The following is a 19416-nucleotide window of genomic DNA, read 5'->3' as shown; positions in this document are numbered from 1 at the left end:
AAGTGTCGGGGCCCGTAATGACCACATCCGTGTGGCCGTTCGCATGAACTCTAAAGGTGCGGCAGACGTATTGCTCGGCCCGCCTGTCGCGTCTTCTCCCGGTTCAGGCGAGAAGCCTTAGCCTTACTCGGCTTTCAGGCCGTCAGCGGAGACCGCTTTGACGCCTTTGATTTTCTTGGTGATCGCAACAGCGGTAGCTTTCTGCGATTCAGTCACAGCTACAGTCGACGACAGCGAAACGACGCCTTTGTTGGTTTCTACTTTGATGTCAGTGCCTGGGATGCCTTTTTCGGTAACCAGGTCGCTTTTGACTTTGGTGGTGATCCAGGTATCGGAAGTAGCTTCTTTAGCTTGGGTAACTTCACCAGCAGCCAAAGTCATTGGAGCAGTCTGAGTGGTTTGGGCGAATGCGCCGGAAGCCATGGTCAGGGTCAGCGCGGTAGCAGCAGCGGCAGTGATAGCGAACTTCTTCATACGAGTAACTCCTGTTTTTCTGGAAAGTCTGCTGCGTGTCTTGTCAGCAGGGTTGCCATATACATTGCGAACGCTGTGCCAACTTTTTCGACGACATATAAAACTTATAAATCAATGACTTAGCAAAAACGTAAATTTCCGGATTCATGCAATTTGCATGACTTGCAGATTAATCGCATGCAAGTTGCGGTTTTTTGGAAAGTTCCTAAGACGCTGAAATTATTGAAGCTTTTATTTAGCCCCGGCCAAAGAAAATGCCCCGTAAACGGGGCATGTTTCAGTCGAAGGTCAATGTAGGATCGCTATTAAGTACCGCTACCTGGGCAGCCTTTAGGCGCGTAGTCGGCGTTGACCGTCGATGCGCAACTCCAGACGCCCGCTGCCGAGCCTGTCCCGGAAGAACGAGTCAGCGTGATCGTTTTGCCCAGCACCGGAGCCGGTGCGTTGGCCAGTGTGCAAACGATACTGCCTGCCCCGGAAGACGCAGTACCTGACGCCTCTACTTTCCCGCAGTTAGTGGTGGTGAACGTAGTATTGCCGGCGACTAGCGCAAGCGTTGGGTCAGTCCCTTGGTTAATCGTGTCTTCAAACGGAATCTTCAGCGCGCTGATTTCCGCCAGACCCGCCGTGACCTTCGCCCGCGCTTGATACTTGGTGTACTGCGGCAGGGCAATGGTCGCCAGAATCCCGATGATCGCCACTACGATCAGCAGTTCGATCAGCGTAAAACCTTGTTGTTTTTTCATAGACACGCTCCATGCATGAGTCGAAATCTCATGATCTGCAAGGGATGCAGCATAGCCCATGCCAACGGCCGCCAGACCCTGCACGCTGGGCGCACAGCGGTCGCGACGCCGTTTCCTACAACCTCTGACCGCACTATCTGACACTTTTTGTCACCTGCGCCCGGCATGTTTGGCGCTGCCGGTTGACTAGGCTATAAGTCATGAACGGCAAGCGTGCGGAATCCCCATGAATGACATCGCTCTGAGCGGTCTGGCCAAGCAATTGGTGCAGGCCGAACTGCTCACGGAAAAAAGCGCCCAACAAGCCTGGCAACAGGCCCAGCGCAATCGGCTATCGCTGGTCAGCTACCTGGTGCAGAACAAACTGGTGAAGAGCTGGCAGGTCGCCGAGATCGCTTCGGAACACTTCGGCATGGCGTTCCTCGACCTCAATTGTCTGGACAAGGAAACACAGCCCAAAGGCCTGGTCAGTGAAAAACTGGTGCGCCAGCATCACGCCCTGCCCTTGTGGCGGCGTGGCAACAAACTGTTCGTGGGCATTTCCGACCCGAGCAATCATCAGGCGATCAACGACATTCAGTTCAGCACCGGGCTGAACACCGAAGCCATTCTGGTGGAGGACGACAAGCTCACCGATGCCATCGAAAAATTCTTCGACACCCATGCCTCGGGGCTCGAAGACATGGCCGACGTCGACCTCGACGGCCTCGATGTCGAGGCCATCGACGATGCTAAACAGGAGAGCATGGGCCCGGATGCCGACGATGCGCCGGTCGTGCGTTTCGTGCACAAGATGCTGCTCGACGCGATCAAAAGCGGCTCCTCCGACCTGCACTTCGAACCCTACGAAAAAAACTACCGCGTGCGCGTGCGCACCGACGGCATTCTGCGTGAAGTGGCCAAGCCACCGATCCAGTTGGCCGGGCGCATCGCCGCGCGCCTGAAAGTCATGGCCAGCCTCGACATCTCCGAGCGGCGCAAACCGCAGGACGGGCGGATCAAGATGCGCCTGTCGAAGAGCAAGTCGATCGACTTCCGCGTCAACACGCTGCCGACCCTGTGGGGCGAAAAAGTGGTGATCCGAATTCTCGACCCGTCCAGCGCGCAGATCGGTATCGACGCGCTCGGCTACGAGCCAGCGCAAAAAGACTTGTACATGGCCGCACTCAAGCAGCCACAGGGGATGATTCTGGTCACCGGCCCCACCGGTTCGGGGAAAACCGTGTCGCTGTACACCGGGCTGAATATTCTCAACACCGTCGACATCAATATCTCCACCGCTGAAGACCCGGTGGAGATCAACATGGAAGGCATCAATCAGGTCAACGTCAACCCGCGCCAAGGCCTCGACTTCGCTCAGGCATTGCGCTCGTTTCTGCGTCAGGATCCGGACGTGATCATGGTCGGTGAGATCCGCGACCTGGAGACCGCCGAGATCGCGATCAAAGCCGCGCAGACCGGTCACCTCGTACTTTCGACCCTGCACACTAACAGCGCCGCGGAAACCCTCACGCGCCTGCACAACATGGGCATTCCCGGCTTCAACATCGCCACGTCGGTGAGCCTGATCATTGCCCAGCGCTTGGCGCGCAAATTGTGCAGCCACTGCAAGAAACCCATCGAGATCCCCCGTGAAACCTTGATCAAGGAAGGTTTCCCCGAGGAACGCATCGGTCATTTCACGATCTACGAGCCGGTTGGTTGCGATCATTGCAACGGCGGGTACAAGGGCCGCGTGGGGATTTATGAAGTGGTGAAAAACACTCCCGAGCTGCAACGGTTGATCATGGCCGAAGGCAACTCGCTGGAAATCGATAGTCAAATGCGCCGCGACGGCTTCGATGACCTGCGCACCTCGGGTCTGCACAAGGCCATGCAAGGCATCACCAGCCTTGAAGAAATCAATCGGGTCACCAAGGACTGAACATGGCGGTCAAGGCAGCGAAAATCAGCATCTATGCCTGGGAAGGCACGGATCGCAAAGGCAGCAAAGTTACCGGCGAGTTGAGCGGGCAGAATCCGGCGCTGGTCAAGGCGCAACTGCGCAAACAAGGGATCAACCCGGGCAAGGTGCGCAAGAAATCCGTGTCGTGGCTGAGTCTGGGCAAACGCATCAAGGCGCAGGACATCGCCCTGTTCACCCGGCAAATGGCAACGATGATGAAGGCCGGCGTGCCGCTGTTGCAGTCGTTCGACATCATTGGCGAAGGCTTCGATAACCCGGCCATGCGCAAACTGGTCGACGAGGTGAAGCAGGAAGTTGCTGCCGGTAACAGCTTCGCCGCCGCGTTGCGCAAGAAGCCGCAGTATTTCGACGAGTTGTATTGCAACCTGGTCGACGCCGGCGAGCAGTCCGGTGCGCTCGACACCTTGCTGGAGCGCGTCGCGACCTATAAGGAAAAAAGCGAAGCGCTTAAAGCCAAGATCAAGAAAGCCATGACCTACCCGACCGCCGTAGTGCTGGTCGCTGCGGTGGTCACCGGGATTCTGCTGGTCAAAGTGGTGCCGCAATTTCAGTCAGTGTTCTCAGGTTTCGGTGCTGAGCTGCCGCCCTTCACCCTGATGGTGATCAGCCTTTCAGAATTCATGCAGCAATGGTGGTGGGCGATTCTCGGCTTACTGATCGCGGCGTTTTTCGGCACCCGTCATGCGCTGAAAAAATCTCAGGCGTTGCGTGATCGGCGCGACACCTGGCTACTGAAACTGCCGCTGGTGGGCACGATGATGTACAAGTCCGCCGTCGCGCGTTTCGCCCGAACGCTGTCGACAACATTTGCCGCCGGCGTGCCGCTGGTTGAAGCGCTGGACTCGGTGGCTGGCGCCGCCGGCAACGTGGTGTTCAAGCGCGCGATTCTGCGTATTCGTCAGGATGTTTCCACCGGCATGCAGCTGAATTTCTCAATGCGCACCACAGGCATTTTTCCCAACATGGCCGTACAGATGACTGCGATTGGTGAAGAGTCCGGTGCACTCGACGAGATGCTCGACAAGGTTGCCGGTTTCTATGAAGAGGAAGTCGACAACATGGTCGATAACCTCACCAGCCTGATGGAGCCGTTCATCATGGTGGTGCTCGGGGTGATCGTCGGCGTTCTGGTGGTGGCGATGTATCTGCCGATCTTTCAACTCGGCTCAGCGATCTGATATGCCCATCAACGAACTGTTTGCTCTGTATCCGCTGGCCTTTGTCATCACCGCGCTGTTGCTCGGGCTGGTGGTCGGCAGCTTCCTCAACGTGCTGATCTGGCGTCTGCCGAAGATGCTTGAACGCGATTGGCGCCAGCAGGCCCAGGACGTCCTCGGCCTGCCCGGCGAAACGCCGCTGCCTACCTACAACCTGATGCTGCCGCACTCGCAATGCCCGCATTGCGGGCATCGAATTCGGGCGTGGGAAAATATTCCGCTGCTCAGTTACCTGTGGCTGCGCGGCCGCTGTTCCGCGTGTGCAGCCCCCATCAGCAAACGCTATCCGCTGACCGAACTGGCCTGCGGCCTGCTCTCGGCATTTATCGCCTGGCACTTCGGCTTTGGCTGGCAGGCGTGTCTGCTGATCTTCCTGACCTGGGGTTTGCTGGCGATGAGCCTGATCGACACCGAACATCAATTGCTGCCCGATGTGTTGGTGCTGCCCTTGTTGTGGCTGGGGTTGATCGTCAACAGTTTCGGCTTGTTCGTGCCATTGCACGCTGCGCTGTGGGGCGCGGTGGCTGGTTATCTGCTGCTGTGGTCGGTGTTCTGGCTGTTCAAATTGCTCACCGGCAAGGACGGCATCGGCCACGGTGATTTCAAGTTATTGGCGCTGCTCGGCGCGTGGGGCGGATGGCAGATTCTGCCGCTGACCATTCTGTTGTCATCGCTGGTCGGCGCGATCATCGGTGTGATTTTGCTGCGCCTGCGCCAGCAGGAAACCTCGACGCCGATCCCCTTCGGCCCCTATCTGGCAATTGCCGGCTGGATTGCCTTGCTCTGGGGTGGTCAAATAACCGACTTCTATTGGCAGTTTGTCGGTTTGAAATGAATACCCCTGTGGAAAAACCCTGGATTCTCGGCCTGACCGGCGGCATCGGCAGCGGCAAAAGTGCCGCTGCCCAGCACTTTATCGACCTCGGCATTCATGTCGTCGACGCGGATCACGCCGCGCGCTGGGTGGTCGAACCGGGCCGGCCGGCGCTGGCCAAGATTGCCGAGCATTTCGGCCCCGGCGTGTTACAAGCGGACGGCACGCTGGATCGTGCGGCCCTGCGCAAACTGATCTTCGAGATTCCAGAACAGCGGCGCTGGCTCGAAGCCTTGCTGCATCCGTTGATCGGCGAGGAAATCGCTCATCATCTGGCGCTGGCAAAATCGCCTTACGCGATTCTGGTGTCGCCGCTGTTGATCGAATCCGGGCAATACGCGATGACCCAGCGAATCCTGGTGATCGATGCCCCGCAACAATTGCAGATCGAACGCACCTTGCAGCGTGACCAGACCAGCGAACAGCAGGTTCAGGCGATCCTCAAGGCCCAGTCGAGCCGTGAAGACCGCGTGAGCCGCGCCGACGACGTGGTGGTCAACGACCGCGACCTCGCCTGGCTGCACAGCGAAGTCGAGCGTCTGCATCACTTTTACCTGACTTTATCCGGAGGCCAAGCATGAGCCAGATTCCTACCGTTGAATGCCCAACCTGCGGCGCACCCGTCGAATTCACCCCTGAAAGCGAATTTCGTCCGTTCTGCTCCGCGCGCTGCAAACTGATCGACCTCGGCGCCTGGGCGTCGGAAGAACACAAGATTCCGGTCGCGCCAGACGCTGAAGACGAACTGTTTTCCGGCGATTTCGATCCTCGTCACTGATCGCGATGAGGGCAGATCGGCTGGGGATCAACGCTTGGGATCGTCGTCCTTCCACGGCGCCGAAAGGTAGCGTGTGCGGTTGAAGGTCTCCAGCCATTCCGGGCTGAAGACCACCAGCGCGCTGATGACCATGCCGTTGATAAACGCTTCAGGGAAAATGATCAGCCACAGGTAACCGATGAAATCTTCCAGCCATTCCGGCATGGCGAAGACGCCGTCGTACCACAGCAGCATCAGACTCAGCAGCAGACAAACCAACGCCGACAGCGCAGCAGCCAGAAACCCTGAACAGAAGATATACACGAAGGGATTACGCGGTTGCGCGCGCTCGACCAGAATTGCCACGCACTCGGTGATCAGCACAGGCAGCAGAATAAACAGCGAGCCGTTGACCCCCATCGCCGCGAGATCCTGACGCCCGAGCAACACCAGTCCGATCTGCGCCACCAGCCCGCCGACAATCGCCAGCGGCCAGTCCAGCAGCAAGGTCACTGCGGTCATGCCGATAAAGTGATACGACACGCCGGTGTCGAAATCCCTGCGCACCAGCCACAGCAGAAACAACGCGAACACCGTGCCGAACAGCAAATGCTGACGGCGGCTGTCACTGAACAACTCGACCCACGGCGCACGCACGATCGCCCAGAGCAGCACCGGCAGGTAAATCAGCCAGCCGAGCGTCAGGCTTGCCGTCGACAGCAGTTCAGCTCCAATCATGACTCCCTCACCTTTCTGCGCACATCCCCCCGTAGGAGCTGCCGCAGGCTGCGATCTTTTGATCTTGTTCTTTTTACAGTCAAAAGATCGCAGCCTTCGGCAGCTCCTACAAGGGCAAGGTGAACGGGCGGTTCAAGCAAAGCTTTCTGCTTGTCGCATTTGAACGCTAAGCTTGGGCCTATGGATGACTCAGATTATTTACGCCTGCTGACCATCGCGGCCGAGCAAGCCAACGCGTTCCTGTCCAATGCCCGCAAATGGGAGCGTGAGCGTTGGGTCTGCCAGCGCCTGCTGCAAGGCTTGAACATCCCCTATCGCGCCGACGAGTTCGCCCCGGCCGGTGAGCCGCCGGACGTGTTGTTTCGCGATGCCAATTTCGAAGTATTTTTCGTCCTTGATGAAGGCCGTCGCCTCAACGATGAATGGCGCGACGAACTGCAGCGTCGGCGCAGCGCTTTTTCGCTGAGCCAACTGGTGCGCCGTGAAGCCAAGCCCAAGCGCATCCCGGCCAATGAATTCCTTATGCGACTGGCGCCGACTTTGCGCAAAAAAGCCCACAACTACAAAGAACGCGGCATGGATCTGGGTGAGCTGGACATCATTGCCTTCGCCAGCCTCAAGCGCGAAGTGCTGGACTTGAACAGCCACTTCCCGCCGCCCACCGAGTATCTGCGTCAGGGCTGGCGCTCGCTGTCGCTAGTCGGCCCGACCTTCGCCCGCGTACTGTTCGCCCATCCGGATGCCCCGGATTTTCTGCGCAGTAACCTTGGCCGCAGTATCGTTTTTGATGTGGGGATCAGCCTGTGACGCCGCTTCAGCAGTTGATCGCCGATGTGCCGCAAACCGGACGTGTGCGCTGGATCGGTGTGCGTCCGGAGTCTCGTGGGCCGATGATTGAGCTGGATGCCGTCGAGGCACGACTTGAGGCCGGGCTGACCGGCGATCATGCACGCCCCGGTGTGCGTAATGCGCGGCAGGTGACGCTGATTCAGTGGGAGCATCTGGCAGTGATCAATGCATTGATGGGCCGCCCCGACGATCAACCGGTCAAGCCTGAAGATCTGCGGCGCAATCTCGTTATCAGCGGTATCAATTTGTTTAGCCTGAAAGGTCGGCGCTTTCGCATCGGTCAGGCCATCTTCGAAACCACCGGTTGGTGTCAGCCTTGTGCACGCCTGCAAAACAACCTCGGCCCCGGCACCTTTCAAGCCGTGCGCGGGCATGGCGGAATTACCGCGCGGGTGTTACAAAGCGGGATCATTCGCCTCGATGATGGCGTGTCTGTCGAGCCGGTTCCGGACAGCGGCTATGCTGCGTTCAACCCCGGATAAAAACCGCTGTAGCTTCTGCCCATTCAGCAACGTCTACCTGACGAGGCATTTATGACCAGCCGCCTGAACCCCGAAGACCAGAAACATGTCGAAGAGTACCTGCAACTGTCCCAACACCGAGTCGAGCGCCGGCCTTTCCGGCCGTGGATGCTCCTCGTGCTGGTGCTGGCAGTGACCATTGGTCTGGGCCTGTTGAGCCGATTTATCAGTTACCTGACGCTATGAGCAGCTTGGCGCTCGCTTGGGTAACCGCACCGATTTCCTTTAAAAACCTTGCGAGTTATCCCTATGTCCCATCGTATTGTTATTGTCGGCGGCGGCGCCGGCGGTCTGGAGTTGGCTACCCGTCTGGGTAAGACTCTGGGCAAACGCGGCACCGCCAGCGTGATGCTGGTCGACGCCAACCTGACGCACATCTGGAAACCGTTGCTGCACGAAGTGGCCGCCGGATCGCTGAACTCCTCCGAAGACGAACTCAACTATGTTGCCCAGGCCAAATGGAACCACTTCGAGTTTCAGCTGGGTCGCATGAGCGGGCTCGATCGCGCGCAGAAGAAAATCCAGCTGGCCGCGACTTACGACGAAAACGGCGTCGAACTGGTGCCGGCGCGAGAAGTGCAGTACGACTCGCTGGTCATCAGCGTCGGCAGCACCACCAACGATTTCGGCACTCAGGGCGCGGCGCAGCACTGTCTGTTCCTCGATACCCGCAAACAGGCCGAGCGTTTTCATCAGCAACTGCTTAACCACTATCTGCGTGCGCATGCCGGGCAAACTGATGTGGTCGAGCAGATCAGCGTGGCGATCGTCGGTGCTGGCGCAACTGGGGTCGAGCTGGCCGCTGAACTGCACAACGCGGCGCATGAACTGGCGGCGTATGGGCTGGATCGGATCAAACCGGAAAACATGCACATCACCCTGATCGAAGCCGGGCCACGGGTGCTGCCTGCCCTGCCGGAGCGCATCAGCGGGCCTGTGCACAAGACCCTGGAGAAACTCGGCGTCAATGTGATGACCAACGCCTCGGTCAGCGAAGTGACGGCGGACAGCCTGATCACTGCCGACGGCAACGAGATCAAGGCCAGTCTGAAAGTCTGGGCGGCCGGGATTCGCGCGCCGGGTTTCCTCAAGGACATCGATGGCCTGGAAACCAACCGCATCAATCAACTGCAAGTGCTGCCGACGCTGCAAACCACCCGCGATGAAAACATCTTCGCCTTCGGTGACTGCGCGGCCTGCCCACAACCGGGTTCGGATCGCAACGTACCGCCGCGTGCTCAAGCGGCGCACCAACAGGCGTCGTTGCTGGCTAAATCGCTGAAGCTGCGCATCGAAGGCAAAACCCTGCCGGAGTACAAGTACACCGACTACGGCTCGCTGATCTCGCTGTCGCGTTTCTCGGCTGTGGGTAACTTGATGGGCAACCTGACAGGCAGCGTGATGCTCGAAGGCTGGCTGGCGCGGATGTTTTACGTCTCGCTCTACCGCATGCACCAGATGGCGCTTTATGGGCCGTTTCGCACGGCGATGCTGATGCTCGGCAGCAAGATTGGTCGCGGCACGGAGCCACGCCTGAAGCTGCATTGATGATCTAAAAACTGTGGGAGTGAGCCTGCTCGCGAAAGCGATGTGTCAGTCGACATTGATTTCGACTGTGCTACCGCCATCGCCAGCAGGCTGGCTCCCACTTTTTTTTGCGCTGCCCATAAAACCGCCAGACAACCGCAATCAATGTAGGAGCTGCCGAAGGCTGCGATCTTTTGATCTCGCTCTGATCGGCCTGGTTTCACAGGACTTGACGCAGCAGTGCTTTGAACTGCTGTAACCCTTAAAAGCCAAAGATCGCAGCCTGCGGCAGCTCCTACAGTGGATCTGGGTTACACACAGACAATTCTTCTCCTCGAGATTGCTGAAGGTGGCTGAGGTTTTTCGCGGACAAAAAAAATCCCCGTATCTTTCGATACGAGGATTTTTAATATGGTCGGGGTAAGGGGATTCGAACTCCTGACATCCTGCTCCCAAAGCAGGCGCGCTACCGGACTGCGCTATACCCCGGCTTGAAATTGGCTCCGTGACCAGGACTCGAACCTGGGACCCAATGATTAACAGTCATTTGCTCTACCGACTGAGCTATCACGGAACTACATATTTCAATTTACAACGGTGAAACTTACTGCTTCCAGTCACTCGTTCGCATCGCTGCGTTCGTGTGTCTGAGGCGCGCTATTCTACAACCTAGAACACCTCTGTCAACCCCCTAAATTGCTTTCAAGTTAATGATTTGCAACTTATTTCAGATTTCAGCTCAGTGAGTTGAAACCGTCTTGGCGACTGACTGCGGGGCGCACTTTACAAGCCTTTTCCTTTGAGTTCAACAGCCTAACGAAAAAAAAGGCCCCACAAGGTGGGGCCTGCCAATTTTCATTGGCCTTTGGGCTTAGTTGAAAACGATTTCGTCGTTCTCGACCACACCCGTTGCCGTGTCGCCTGGCATGAAATGACCCGAGAGGATCAATTGCGCCAGCGGGTTTTCGATCCAGCGCTGAATCGCACGCTTCAAAGGACGTGCGCCATACACTGGGTCGTAGCCGACAGCGATCAGCTTGTCCATCGCTTCCGGGCTCAGTTCCAGCTTCAGCTCACGCTCGGCCAGACGTGTACGCAGACGACCCAACTGGATCTCGGTAATGCCTGCGATCTGATCCCGCGCCAGCGGCTCGAAGATCACCACTTCGTCGACCCGGTTGATGAACTCCGGACGGAAGTGCGACGTCAGTGCATCCATTACCGCAGCACGCTGCGCTTCACGATCACCGACCAGTTCCTGGATCTGTACCGACCCCAGGTTCGAAGTCATCACGATCACCGTGTTGCGGAAGTCCACCGTACGGCCGTGGCTGTCGGTCAGGCGACCATCCTCAAGCACTTGCAGCAAGATGTTGAACACATCCGGGTGCGCCTTCTCGACTTCATCCAGCAGGATCACCGAATAAGGCTTGCGACGCACCGCCTCGGTCAGGTAACCGCCCTCTTCATAGCCAACATATCCCGGTGGCGCACCGATCAGACGCGCCACGGAATGTTTCTCCATGAACTCGGACATGTCGATCCGCACCATCGCCTCTTCAGTATCAAAGAGGAATTCGGCCAGCGCCTTGCACAGCTCGGTTTTACCGACACCGGTCGGGCCGAGGAACATGAACGAGCCGCTTGGGCGATTCGGGTCGGACAACCCGGCGCGCGAACGCCGTACTGCGTTAGCGACGGCGACCACCGCCTCTTCCTGACCGATCACCCGTTTGTGCAACAGGCTTTCCATCTTCATCAACTTGTCGCGCTCGCCTTCGAGCATTTTCGACACGGGGATGCCGGTCCACTTCGACACGACCTCAGCGATCTCTTCCTCAGTCACCTTGCTGCGCAACAACTGGTTTTCGCTCTTGCCGTGCTGATCGACCATTTGCAGGCTGCGCTCCAGATCCGGGATCACCCCGTACTGCAACTCGGCCATGCGGTTCAGGTCGCCTTTACGGCGTGCCGCTTCCAGTTCCTGACGCGACTGTTCAATCTTCTGCTGAATCTGCGCAGAACCCTGCACCTCGGCTTTTTCCGAGTTCCAGATTTCTTCCAGATCGGAATACTCGCGTTCGAGACGGACGATTTCTTCCTGGAGTTTCTCCAGACGTTTCATCGCCGCTTCGTCGCTTTCTTTCTTCAGCGCCTGGGATTCCACCTTCAACTGAATCAGGCGACGCTCCAGACGATCGAGCACTTCCGGCTTGGAGTCGATTTCCATGCGGATGCGGCTGGCGGCCTCGTCGATCAGGTCGATGGCCTTGTCCGGCAGCTGCCGGTCAGTGATGTAGCGATGGCTGAGCTTCGCCGCCGCAATGATCGCGCCGTCGGTGATCGCTACCTTGTGGTGAACCTCGTAACGCTCTTTGAGGCCACGCAGGATGGCGATGGTGTCTTCTTCGCTCGGCTCATCCACCAGGACTTTCTGGAAGCGTCGCTCGAGCGCAGCGTCCTTCTCTATATATTGGCGGTACTCGTTGAGCGTGGTCGCGCCAACGCAGTGCAACTCGCCGCGCGCCAGTGCAGGCTTGAGCATGTTGCCGGCGTCCATCGAACCTTCGCCCTTACCGGCGCCGACCATGGTGTGCAGTTCGTCGATAAACAGAATGATCTGCCCTTCCTGCTTCGACAGCTCGTTGAGCAGCGACTTCAGGCGTTCTTCGAACTCACCGCGATACTTGGCACCGGCGATCAGCGCGCCCATGTCCAGCGAGAGCAGACGTTTGCCTTTAAGGCCGTCCGGCACTTCGCCATTGATGATGCGCTGGGCCAGACCTTCGGCAATCGCGGTTTTACCCACGCCAGGTTCACCGATCAGCACCGGGTTGTTCTTGGTGCGGCGTTGCAGAACCTGAATGGTGCGACGAATTTCGTCGTCACGGCCGATCACCGGATCGAGCTTGCCGTCTTCGGCGCGCTTGGTCAGGTCGACGGTGTATTTATCCAGCGCCTGACGCGACTCCTCGTGGTTGGCGTCATTCACCGCTTCACCGCCACGCAGGTTAGTGATGGCGTTTTCCAGAGCTTTTTTGCTCACGCCCTGACCGAGCAACAACTTGCCAAGCTTGCTGTTCTCGTCCATCGCGGCGAGCAGTACCAGTTCGCTGGAAATGAACTGGTCGCCCTTCTGCTGCGCCAGACGATCAGCCTGATTGAGCAGGCGTGCCAGATCCTGCGACATGTTGACGTCGCCAGTCGGGTTCTGGATTTTCGGCAATTGGTCGAGCTCTTTGGTCAGCTCTTTGCGCAAGCTGTTGACGTCGAAGCCCACCTGCATCAGCAGAGGTTTGATCGAACCACCCTGCTGTTCAAGCATGGCTTGCATCAAATGCGCCGGCTCAATCGCCGGATGATCGTGGCCGACTGCCAACGACTGGGCGTCGGACAAGGCCAACTGTAATTTACTGGTTAAACGGTCTATTCGCATAAGTCACCTTCCTTTTGAGCAGGCCGGACCTAAGAAACCATCCTGAATAAAGAAACCTGCCAGATACCCCTATAGATGCGGTCGATTCTGGAAGATTCAAGCGTCAGAGAGTTGATGCAGATCAGACAGTCTAGCGGGTGAGCCAAACTAAGGAGGCGAAGCGTCCGGTGCGCGAAGCACGGCGATAGGAGAAGAAGCGCGGATCGGTCACGGTGCAGAAACCGCCACCATAAACAGCTGTGACTCCACGGGCTGCCAGACGCAGGCGCGCCAGCAGATAGATGTCCGCCATGAACTTGCCGGCATTGGCGCTCGGCACGAAGGCGTTTGCCGCTTCCGGCAACTGACTGATGAAGACTTCACGAACTTCCGGGCCGACTTCAAAGGCTTTCGGGCCAATCGCCGGGCCGAGCCAGACCAAAACGTCATTAGCCGGAATATCGAGGCTATCGAGCGTCGCTTCAAGGACACCCGCCGCCAGACCACGCCAACCGGCATGGGCCGCCGCCACGCGAGTGCCAGCGCGATCGCAGAACAATGCCGGCAAGCAATCCGCCGTCATCGCCGCGCAGGCAATACCGGGCGTTGCCGTCCAGCTCGCATCAGCGGTCGCAACAATGCCCGGATCAGCATGCGCCACGGTAATCCCGTGAACTTGCTGCAACCAGGCAGGCTGTATAGAGAAGTGATCGGTGAGACGTCGACGGTTCTCGGCAACGGCCTCAGGACGATCATCGACATGATCGCCCAGATTGAGGCTGTCGAACGGCGCCTCGCTGACACCGCCCTCGCGGGTGGTGACGCAGGCTTTGACGCTGGCCGGCGCGGGCCAGTCCGGCGTCAGCCAGTTCATCCGATGAAGGCCTCGCGATCCTGCTTGAGCAGGGTCAGCAGCCAGACGAAATCTTCTGGCAGCGGCGATTCCCAGCTCATGCGCTCACCGGTCGTCGGATGATCCAGCTCAAGGAAGCGCGCGTGCAGGGCCTGACGCGGGAAATGCTTGAGCGATTCCACCATCGTCGGGTTGGCCGCTGGCGGAATGCGGAAACGACCGCCGTACGCCGGATCGCCGACCAACGGGAAGTTGATGTGCGACATATGTACGCGAATCTGGTGAGTACGACCGGTTTCCAGTTTTACCCGTACGTGGGTATGGGAACGGAAGCGCTCCAGCACGCGGTAGTGGCTGACGGCAGGCTTGCCGCCTTCCATCACCGCCATGCGCTGGCGCTGCTGGCCATGGCGACCGATCGGGGCGTTGATCTTGCCACCGGCCGTTACCACGCCAATCACGATGCACTCATAGATGCGGCTGACGCTGCGACTCTGCAATTGAGTAACAAGCTTTGTCTGCGCCTGAATGGTCTTGGCCACCACCATCAAACCGGTGGTGTCCTTGTCCAGACGATGCACGATACCGGCGCGCGGGACATTGATGATGTCCGGCACATGGTGCAGCAAGGCGTTGAGCAGCGTGCCATCGGCGTGACCGGCAGCCGGGTGCACCACCAGGCCCGCAGGCTTGTTGATCACCAGAATGTCGTCGTCTTCATAGACGATGTCGAGCTCGATGTCCTGGGCGATCCACTCGCCCTGGGCTTCCTGCTCGGCAGTCAGCTCAAGGATGGCACCGCCGTGCACGATGTCGCGAGGGCGGATGACCGCCCCGTCCACAGTCAGGCGACCTTCTTTGATCCAGGCGGAAAGGCGCGAGCGAGAGTGCTCAGCGAAGAGTTGGGCAGCGACTTGATCGAGGCGTTGGCCGCCCAATTCGGACGGCACCTCTGCGCGAAGTTCAATTTTATCGGACATGCTCTGACTGTGCGTCGGCACAGCTTTTGGTTTCGGCTGCGCGCTTGTGGTTAAATACGGCGTCTTTTGCCCCGAGGCTTTTCAACGGGGCGCTCATCATAACAGGACGGCCCCGCCCAAGACAGCGGCCGTCATAGGGACGCAAGCCGCCATGCAAGTGAAACACCTGCTGCTGATCGCCATCCTCGCATTGACCGCTGCTTGCTCATCGAAGGAAGTCGTAGACGAAAACCTCAGCGAAGCCGAGCTATATCAGCAGGCTCAGACTGACCTGGACAACAACAGCTACACCAGCGCCACAGCCAAGCTGAAGGCTCTGGAGTCGCGATATCCGTTCGGTCGCTACGCCGATCAGGCACAGCTGGAGCTGATCTACGCCAACTATAAGAACGCCGAGCCGGAAGCTGCAAAATCCGCCGCCGAGCGTTTTATTCGTTTGCATCCGCAGCACCCGAACGTGGATTACGCGTATTACCTCAAAGGTCTGACTTCTTTCGACCAGGACGTCGGCCTGCTGGCGCGCTTCCTGCCGCTGGACATGACCAAGCGTGACCCGGGCGCTGCCCGCGACTCGTACAACGAGTTCGCTCAGTTGACCAGCCGCTACCCGAACAGCCGCTACGCGCCGGACGCCAAGCAGCGCATGATTTATCTGCGCAACCTGCTGGCAGCCTACGAAATCCACGTGGCCGACTACTACCTGACCCGTCAGGCTTATGTAGCCGCTGCCAACCGTGGTCGTTACGTGGTGGAAAACTTCCAGGAAACCCCATCGGTCGGTGACGGCCTTGCGGTGATGACCGAGGCTTACCAGCGTCTGCACCTGGACGAACTGGCCAACACCAGCCTGGAAACCCTGAAGCTCAACTACCCGAACCACCCTAGCCTGCAAGACGGCCAGTTCGTGCCTTCGGTGGCTGAAGCGGACAACCGTTCGTTCCTGAGCAAGGCGACCCTCGGTCTGATCGAGTCGCGTCCACCGCTGCCGCCGGGCGAAACCCGCGCCAACCAGGACGTGCAGAAGCAGTACCAGGACGCGAAAGATGCGATCCCGAACGAGCTGAAGCCTAAAGACGAAAACGGCGACGTGATCGAAGAGCCGGAGCCAGAGTCGAGCGACACTGACCGTTCGTGGTTCAGCTACATGACCTTCGGCGTGTTCGACTGATCACACCGGATGGACAAAAAAGGGAGATCTCAGGATCTCCCTTTTTTATTGCCGCGCGTTAATAGGCTGTGCGCTTGTCGGGAGCTTGGCTAAACTGCCGGATCATTAGTCGGAAAGCCGCTCATCATGCTTCGTTTATTGTTCTGGATCGTCCTGATTTTCGCCGCTGTCTGGCTGTGGCGTAAATTCAAGGCGCCCGCCGCCAATCAATCCAATCGCGCCCCTCGCGAACAGGACGCCGCGCCGATGGTGCGTTGCGCCCACTGCGGCGTGCACCTGCCGCGCGACCGTGCATTGAGCGTTCAACAACAGTGGTATTGCAGCCAGGCTCACCTTGAGCAAGGCCCGGGCCCCCGTGATCGCTGAAGCCAACGCCGACAGCAAACAGGCTCAGCGTCTGCTGCGCCTTTATCATCTCTACCGTTTAAGCGTCGGCATCATGCTGGTGCTGCTGATCTCCAGCAATATGGACAACCGCCTGCTGACGTCGATTGACGACGATTTGCTGCGCAGCGGCAGTTGGCTGTACCTGGTGCTGAACATCCTGCTGGTGGTGTTCCTCGAAAGCACCCGCCGCCCGGCGCAGTTGTTCAGCCTGGCGCTGGTCGACGTGTTGCTGCTGTGCGGTTTGTTCTACGCCGCCGGCGGGGTTGCCAGCGCCATCGGCAACTTGCTGATCGTTTCCGTGGCGATCTGCAACACCTTGCTGCGCCGGCGCATCGGCCTGCTGATCGCTGCCATAGGCGCGCTCGGCATCGTCGGCTCGAGCTTTTTGCTGAGTTTCAGCCATCCCCTCACGGCCAACGATTATCTGCAGGCCGGCACCCTCGGCGCGCTGTGCTTTGCCGCCGCTTTGCTGGTGCAAGGGTTGATTCGTCGGCTTGAAGTCAGCGAGACCCTGGCCGAACAACGCGCCAGTGAAGTCGTCGGGCTTGAGGCGCTCAATGCGCTGATCCTGCAACGCATGCGCACCGGCATTCTGGTACTCGACGAGCAACGCCGCGTGCAACTGGCCAATCACAGCGCGCAGACCTTGCTAGCGCGCACACACCTTCAGGGCCATTTGATCGACGACTATTCGCCCGCCCTCGTCGATCGCCTGCAACTGTGGCTGAACAACCCGACCTTGCGTCCTCAAAGCCTGAAGATTCCCGGTAACGGTCTGGAATTGCAGCCGAGCTTTATCGCCCTCGAACAAAGCCCGAACCAGCAAACCCTGGTGTTTCTCGAAGACCTCGCGCAAATCGCTCAACAAGCGCAGCAACTCAAACTCGCCGCGCTTGGACGACTGACCGCCGGCATCTCCCACGAAATCCGCAATCCATTGGGCGCCATCAGTCATGCCGCGCAGCTATTGGGTGAATCCGAGGAACTCGATGGCGCCGACCGGCGTCTGACGCAGATCATTCAAGATCACTCCAAACGCATGAATCGAGTCATCGAAAACGTCCTGCAACTGTCCCGCCGCCAGCAAAGCGCACCGCAACGGCTGGATCTCAAGCCGTGGCTGGAAAACTTCGTCAACGAAAGCCGCGAGCAGGCCAATGAACAGCAACAGATTCATCTGCGGATCAATTCTGGGGATTTCACCACGCTGATGGATCCTGCGCAGCTCACGCAAATTCTCGACAATCTGCTGCGTAATGGCTGGCGCCACAGCGCCCTGCTGCACGAGCAGGCCGAGGTCTGGCTGGCGTTGTTTGTCGACACCGAAAGCCAACTGGCAGTGCTCGAAGTGCAGGACAACGGCCCCGGCGTGCCCGTCGATGAGCAGGCGCATCTGTTCGAACCGTTCTTCACCACCAGCAGCCAGGGCACCGGCCTTGGGCTTTATCTGTCCCGTGAGCTGTGCGAAAGCAACCAAGCGCGCCTAGACTTCAAACCACGCCAAGGCGGCGGCTGCTTTCGCATCACCTTTGCTCACGGACGGAAACAAAGTTGAACACGAGCCCACGGCAAAAAATTCTCATCGTCGACGACGAACCGGATATCCGCGAACTCCTGGAAATCACCCTGGGACGGATGAAACTCGATACCTTCAGCGCGCGTAATCTGGCTGAAGCCCAAGCGCTGTTACAGCGCGAGCAATTCGATCTGTGTCTGACCGACATGCGCCTGCCCGACGGCACGGGGCTGGATCTGGTGCAGCACATTCAACAACGTTATCCACAACTGCCGGTGGCGATGATCACCGCTTACGGCAGCCTTGAAACGGCGATCAATGCGCTGAAGGCCGGGGCGTTCGACTTCCTCACCAAACCGGTGGATCTCACCCGCTTGCGCGAACTGGTCGCCACCGCGCTGCGCATGCCGGTGGCGGGCGCCGTGTGCACGTCGATTGATCGACGCTTGCTCGGTGACTCCCTGCCGATGCGTAGCTTGCGCAAGCAAATCGACAAACTCGCCCGCAGTCAGGCCCCGGTGTACATCAGCGGTGAGTCCGGCAGCGGTAAAGAACTGGTGGCGCGACTGATCCACGAACAAGGGCCACGCGCGAGCCAGCCGTTTGTACCGGTGAACTGCGGGGCGATTCCGTCGGAACTGATGGAAAGCGAGTTTTTCGGCCATCGCAAAGGCAGTTTTACTGGCGCAGTTGAAGACAAGCCGGGACTGTTTCAGGCGGCGAATGGCGGCACCTTGTTTCTTGATGAAGTGGCGGACTTGCCGCTGTCGATGCAGGTGAAACTGCTGCGCGCCATTCAGGAAAAAGCCGTGCGTAGCGTCGGTGGGCAGCAGGAAACCGTGGTCGATGTGCGGATTCTTTGCGCGACGCACAAGGATCTTGATGCGGAAGTGGCTGCCGAGCGGTTTCGGCAGGATCTGTATTACCGGCTCAACGTGATCGAATTGCGTGTGCCGTCTCTGCGTGAACGGCGCGATGACATTGAAGTGTTGGCGGCGCACATGCTCAAGCGTCTGGCCAAGGACACCGGGCAACCGGCGGCGCGCTTGCATGCGCAGGCGCTGGAAGCGCTGAAAAATTACCGCTTTCCGGGGAATGTGCGCGAGCTGGAAAACGTGCTCGAACGCGCGCACACCTTGTGCGAAAACCGTACGATCGAGGCTGGGGATTTACGCCTGAGCGAGGGTAATTGTGCGGCGGAAGGCGGGATTGCGGATCTGACGCAGATCGACAATCTTGAAGATTATCTGGAGAACGTTGAGCGGAAGCTGATTTTGCAGGCGCTGGAGGAAACGCGCTGGAATCGCACGGCGGCGGCGCAGCGCTTGAGTCTTTCGTTTCGGTCGATGCGGTACAGACTGAAAAAACTCGGTCTGGATTAGATCGCAAAAGATCGCAGCCTTCGGCAGCTCCTACAGGAAACCCATT

19 protein-coding genes and 2 tRNA genes are annotated in these 19416 nt (G+C 58.6%); 13 read left to right on the top strand and 8 right to left on the bottom strand.

Annotation, left to right across the window (positions count from 1 at the left end):
• Positions 1 to 123 precede the first annotated feature (123 nt).
• Both ACIOMO_RS22665 and ACIOMO_RS22660 read right to left on the bottom strand, forming a co-directional pair.
• A complete protein-coding gene (locus tag ACIOMO_RS22665; RefSeq protein ID WP_053123917.1) occupies positions 124 to 474 on the bottom strand; it encodes a BON domain-containing protein in 351 nt (116 codons plus the stop codon).
• 305 nt (positions 475 to 779) lie between these two features.
• Positions 780 to 1220 carry a pilin gene (locus ACIOMO_RS22660; RefSeq protein WP_401243679.1) on the bottom strand — a complete coding sequence of 147 codons (441 nt, stop codon included), beginning with the start codon at positions 1218 to 1220 and terminating at the stop codon, positions 780 to 782.
• A gap of 226 nt (positions 1221 to 1446) precedes the next feature.
• On the opposite strand from ACIOMO_RS22660, the gene pilB reads away from it, so the two are divergent.
• From pilB to yacG, 5 genes are read left to right on the top strand one after another with little or no spacing between them, the layout of a single operon-like run.
• Positions 1447 to 3144 carry a type IV-A pilus assembly ATPase PilB gene (gene pilB, locus ACIOMO_RS22655; RefSeq protein ID WP_401243677.1) on the top strand — a complete coding sequence of 566 codons (1698 nt, stop codon included), beginning with the start codon at positions 1447 to 1449 and terminating at the stop codon, positions 3142 to 3144.
• A 2-nt stretch (positions 3145 to 3146) separates the two neighbouring features.
• Positions 3147 to 4364 carry a type II secretion system F family protein gene (locus ACIOMO_RS22650; RefSeq protein WP_401243675.1) on the top strand — a complete coding sequence of 406 codons (1218 nt, stop codon included), beginning with the start codon at positions 3147 to 3149 and terminating at the stop codon, positions 4362 to 4364.
• Between the two features lies 1 nt (position 4365).
• Complete coding sequence (locus ACIOMO_RS22645; RefSeq protein ID WP_401243673.1) at positions 4366 to 5238, top strand: prepilin peptidase; 873 nt, start codon at positions 4366 to 4368, stop codon at positions 5236 to 5238.
• Positions 5235 to 5858 carry a dephospho-CoA kinase gene (coaE, locus tag ACIOMO_RS22640; RefSeq protein WP_212550797.1) on the top strand — a complete coding sequence of 208 codons (624 nt, stop codon included), beginning with the start codon at positions 5235 to 5237 and terminating at the stop codon, positions 5856 to 5858. The genes ACIOMO_RS22645 and coaE overlap by 4 nt, the downstream gene beginning before the upstream one ends.
• Positions 5855 to 6055: a DNA gyrase inhibitor YacG gene (yacG, locus tag ACIOMO_RS22635; RefSeq protein WP_186625120.1), complete on the top strand. Its 201-nt coding sequence runs from the start codon at positions 5855 to 5857 to the stop codon at positions 6053 to 6055. Before coaE ends, yacG begins: the two co-directional genes overlap by 4 nt.
• 27 nt (positions 6056 to 6082) lie before the next feature.
• Here the strand turns inward: yacG and ACIOMO_RS22630 are convergent, their stop codons facing one another.
• The gene (locus ACIOMO_RS22630; protein ID WP_401243670.1) at positions 6083 to 6772 is read right to left on the bottom strand and encodes an energy-coupling factor ABC transporter permease; all 690 of its coding nucleotides are present in this window, start codon (positions 6770 to 6772) and stop codon (positions 6083 to 6085) included.
• 180 nt (positions 6773 to 6952) lie between these two features.
• Between ACIOMO_RS22630 and ACIOMO_RS22625 the strand changes: the two genes are divergently transcribed.
• From ACIOMO_RS22625 to ACIOMO_RS22610, 4 genes are all read left to right on the top strand, one after another.
• Positions 6953 to 7579: a DUF1780 domain-containing protein gene (locus ACIOMO_RS22625; protein WP_008078503.1), complete on the top strand. Its 627-nt coding sequence runs from the start codon at positions 6953 to 6955 to the stop codon at positions 7577 to 7579.
• On the top strand, positions 7576 to 8103 hold the full coding sequence (locus ACIOMO_RS22620; protein WP_053123933.1) for an MOSC domain-containing protein: 528 nt from the start codon (positions 7576 to 7578) through the stop codon (positions 8101 to 8103). Before ACIOMO_RS22625 ends, ACIOMO_RS22620 begins: the two co-directional genes overlap by 4 nt.
• Positions 8104 to 8154: 51 nt before the next feature.
• Positions 8155 to 8328 (top strand): DUF3094 domain-containing protein, encoded by a 174-nt coding sequence (locus ACIOMO_RS22615; RefSeq protein ID WP_007909875.1) that lies wholly within the window; start codon positions 8155 to 8157, stop codon positions 8326 to 8328.
• A gap of 63 nt (positions 8329 to 8391) precedes the next feature.
• Positions 8392 to 9690, top strand: a complete 1299-nt coding sequence (locus ACIOMO_RS22610; RefSeq protein WP_159815266.1) for an NAD(P)/FAD-dependent oxidoreductase — start codon at positions 8392 to 8394, stop codon at positions 9688 to 9690.
• A 391-nt stretch (positions 9691 to 10081) separates the two neighbouring features.
• On the opposite strand, the gene ACIOMO_RS22605 is transcribed toward ACIOMO_RS22610, so the two are convergent.
• The 5 genes from ACIOMO_RS22605 to rluD form a co-directional block, all read right to left on the bottom strand.
• A tRNA-Pro gene (locus tag ACIOMO_RS22605) sits at positions 10082 to 10158 on the bottom strand.
• Positions 10159 to 10167: 9 nt separating this feature from the next.
• Positions 10168 to 10243 (bottom strand) — tRNA-Asn (locus ACIOMO_RS22600).
• Positions 10244 to 10540: 297 nt separating this feature from the next.
• Positions 10541 to 13105 carry an ATP-dependent chaperone ClpB gene (clpB, locus tag ACIOMO_RS22595; RefSeq protein WP_401243668.1) on the bottom strand — a complete coding sequence of 855 codons (2565 nt, stop codon included), beginning with the start codon at positions 13103 to 13105 and terminating at the stop codon, positions 10541 to 10543.
• 130 nt (positions 13106 to 13235) lie between these two features.
• Positions 13236 to 13958: a peptidoglycan editing factor PgeF gene (gene pgeF / locus ACIOMO_RS22590; protein WP_401243666.1), complete on the bottom strand. Its 723-nt coding sequence runs from the start codon at positions 13956 to 13958 to the stop codon at positions 13236 to 13238.
• Complete coding sequence (gene rluD, locus ACIOMO_RS22585; RefSeq protein ID WP_034153865.1) at positions 13955 to 14917, bottom strand: 23S rRNA pseudouridine(1911/1915/1917) synthase RluD; 963 nt, start codon at positions 14915 to 14917, stop codon at positions 13955 to 13957. Before rluD ends, pgeF begins: the two co-directional genes overlap by 4 nt.
• Before the next feature lie 151 nt (positions 14918 to 15068).
• Between rluD and ACIOMO_RS22580 the strand changes: the two genes are divergently transcribed.
• The 4 genes from ACIOMO_RS22580 to ACIOMO_RS22565 all read left to right on the top strand — a co-directional run bounded on the left by ACIOMO_RS22580 (position 15069) and on the right by ACIOMO_RS22565 (position 19370).
• Complete coding sequence (locus ACIOMO_RS22580) at positions 15069 to 16085, top strand: outer membrane protein assembly factor BamD (RefSeq protein ID WP_053123943.1); 1017 nt, start codon at positions 15069 to 15071, stop codon at positions 16083 to 16085.
• Positions 16086 to 16211: 126 nt separating this feature from the next.
• The gene (locus tag ACIOMO_RS22575) at positions 16212 to 16451 is read left to right on the top strand and encodes a PP0621 family protein (RefSeq protein ID WP_053123945.1); all 240 of its coding nucleotides are present in this window, start codon (positions 16212 to 16214) and stop codon (positions 16449 to 16451) included.
• Positions 16441 to 18027 (top strand): PAS domain-containing sensor histidine kinase, encoded by a 1587-nt coding sequence (locus tag ACIOMO_RS22570; protein ID WP_159815278.1) that lies wholly within the window; start codon positions 16441 to 16443, stop codon positions 18025 to 18027. Before ACIOMO_RS22575 ends, ACIOMO_RS22570 begins: the two co-directional genes overlap by 11 nt.
• Positions 18024 to 19370: a sigma-54 dependent transcriptional regulator gene (locus ACIOMO_RS22565; RefSeq protein ID WP_053123950.1), complete on the top strand. Its 1347-nt coding sequence runs from the start codon at positions 18024 to 18026 to the stop codon at positions 19368 to 19370. Before ACIOMO_RS22570 ends, ACIOMO_RS22565 begins: the two co-directional genes overlap by 4 nt.
• Positions 19371 to 19416: the final 46 nt, after the last annotated feature.

The organism is Pseudomonas sp. NPDC087804, assembly GCF_044742965.1.
Classification (GTDB): domain Bacteria; phylum Pseudomonadota; class Gammaproteobacteria; order Pseudomonadales; family Pseudomonadaceae; genus Aquipseudomonas; species Aquipseudomonas rustica.
The sequence above is the reverse complement of the archived record's forward strand: the minus strand, read 5'-3'. Positions and strand labels throughout refer to the sequence as shown.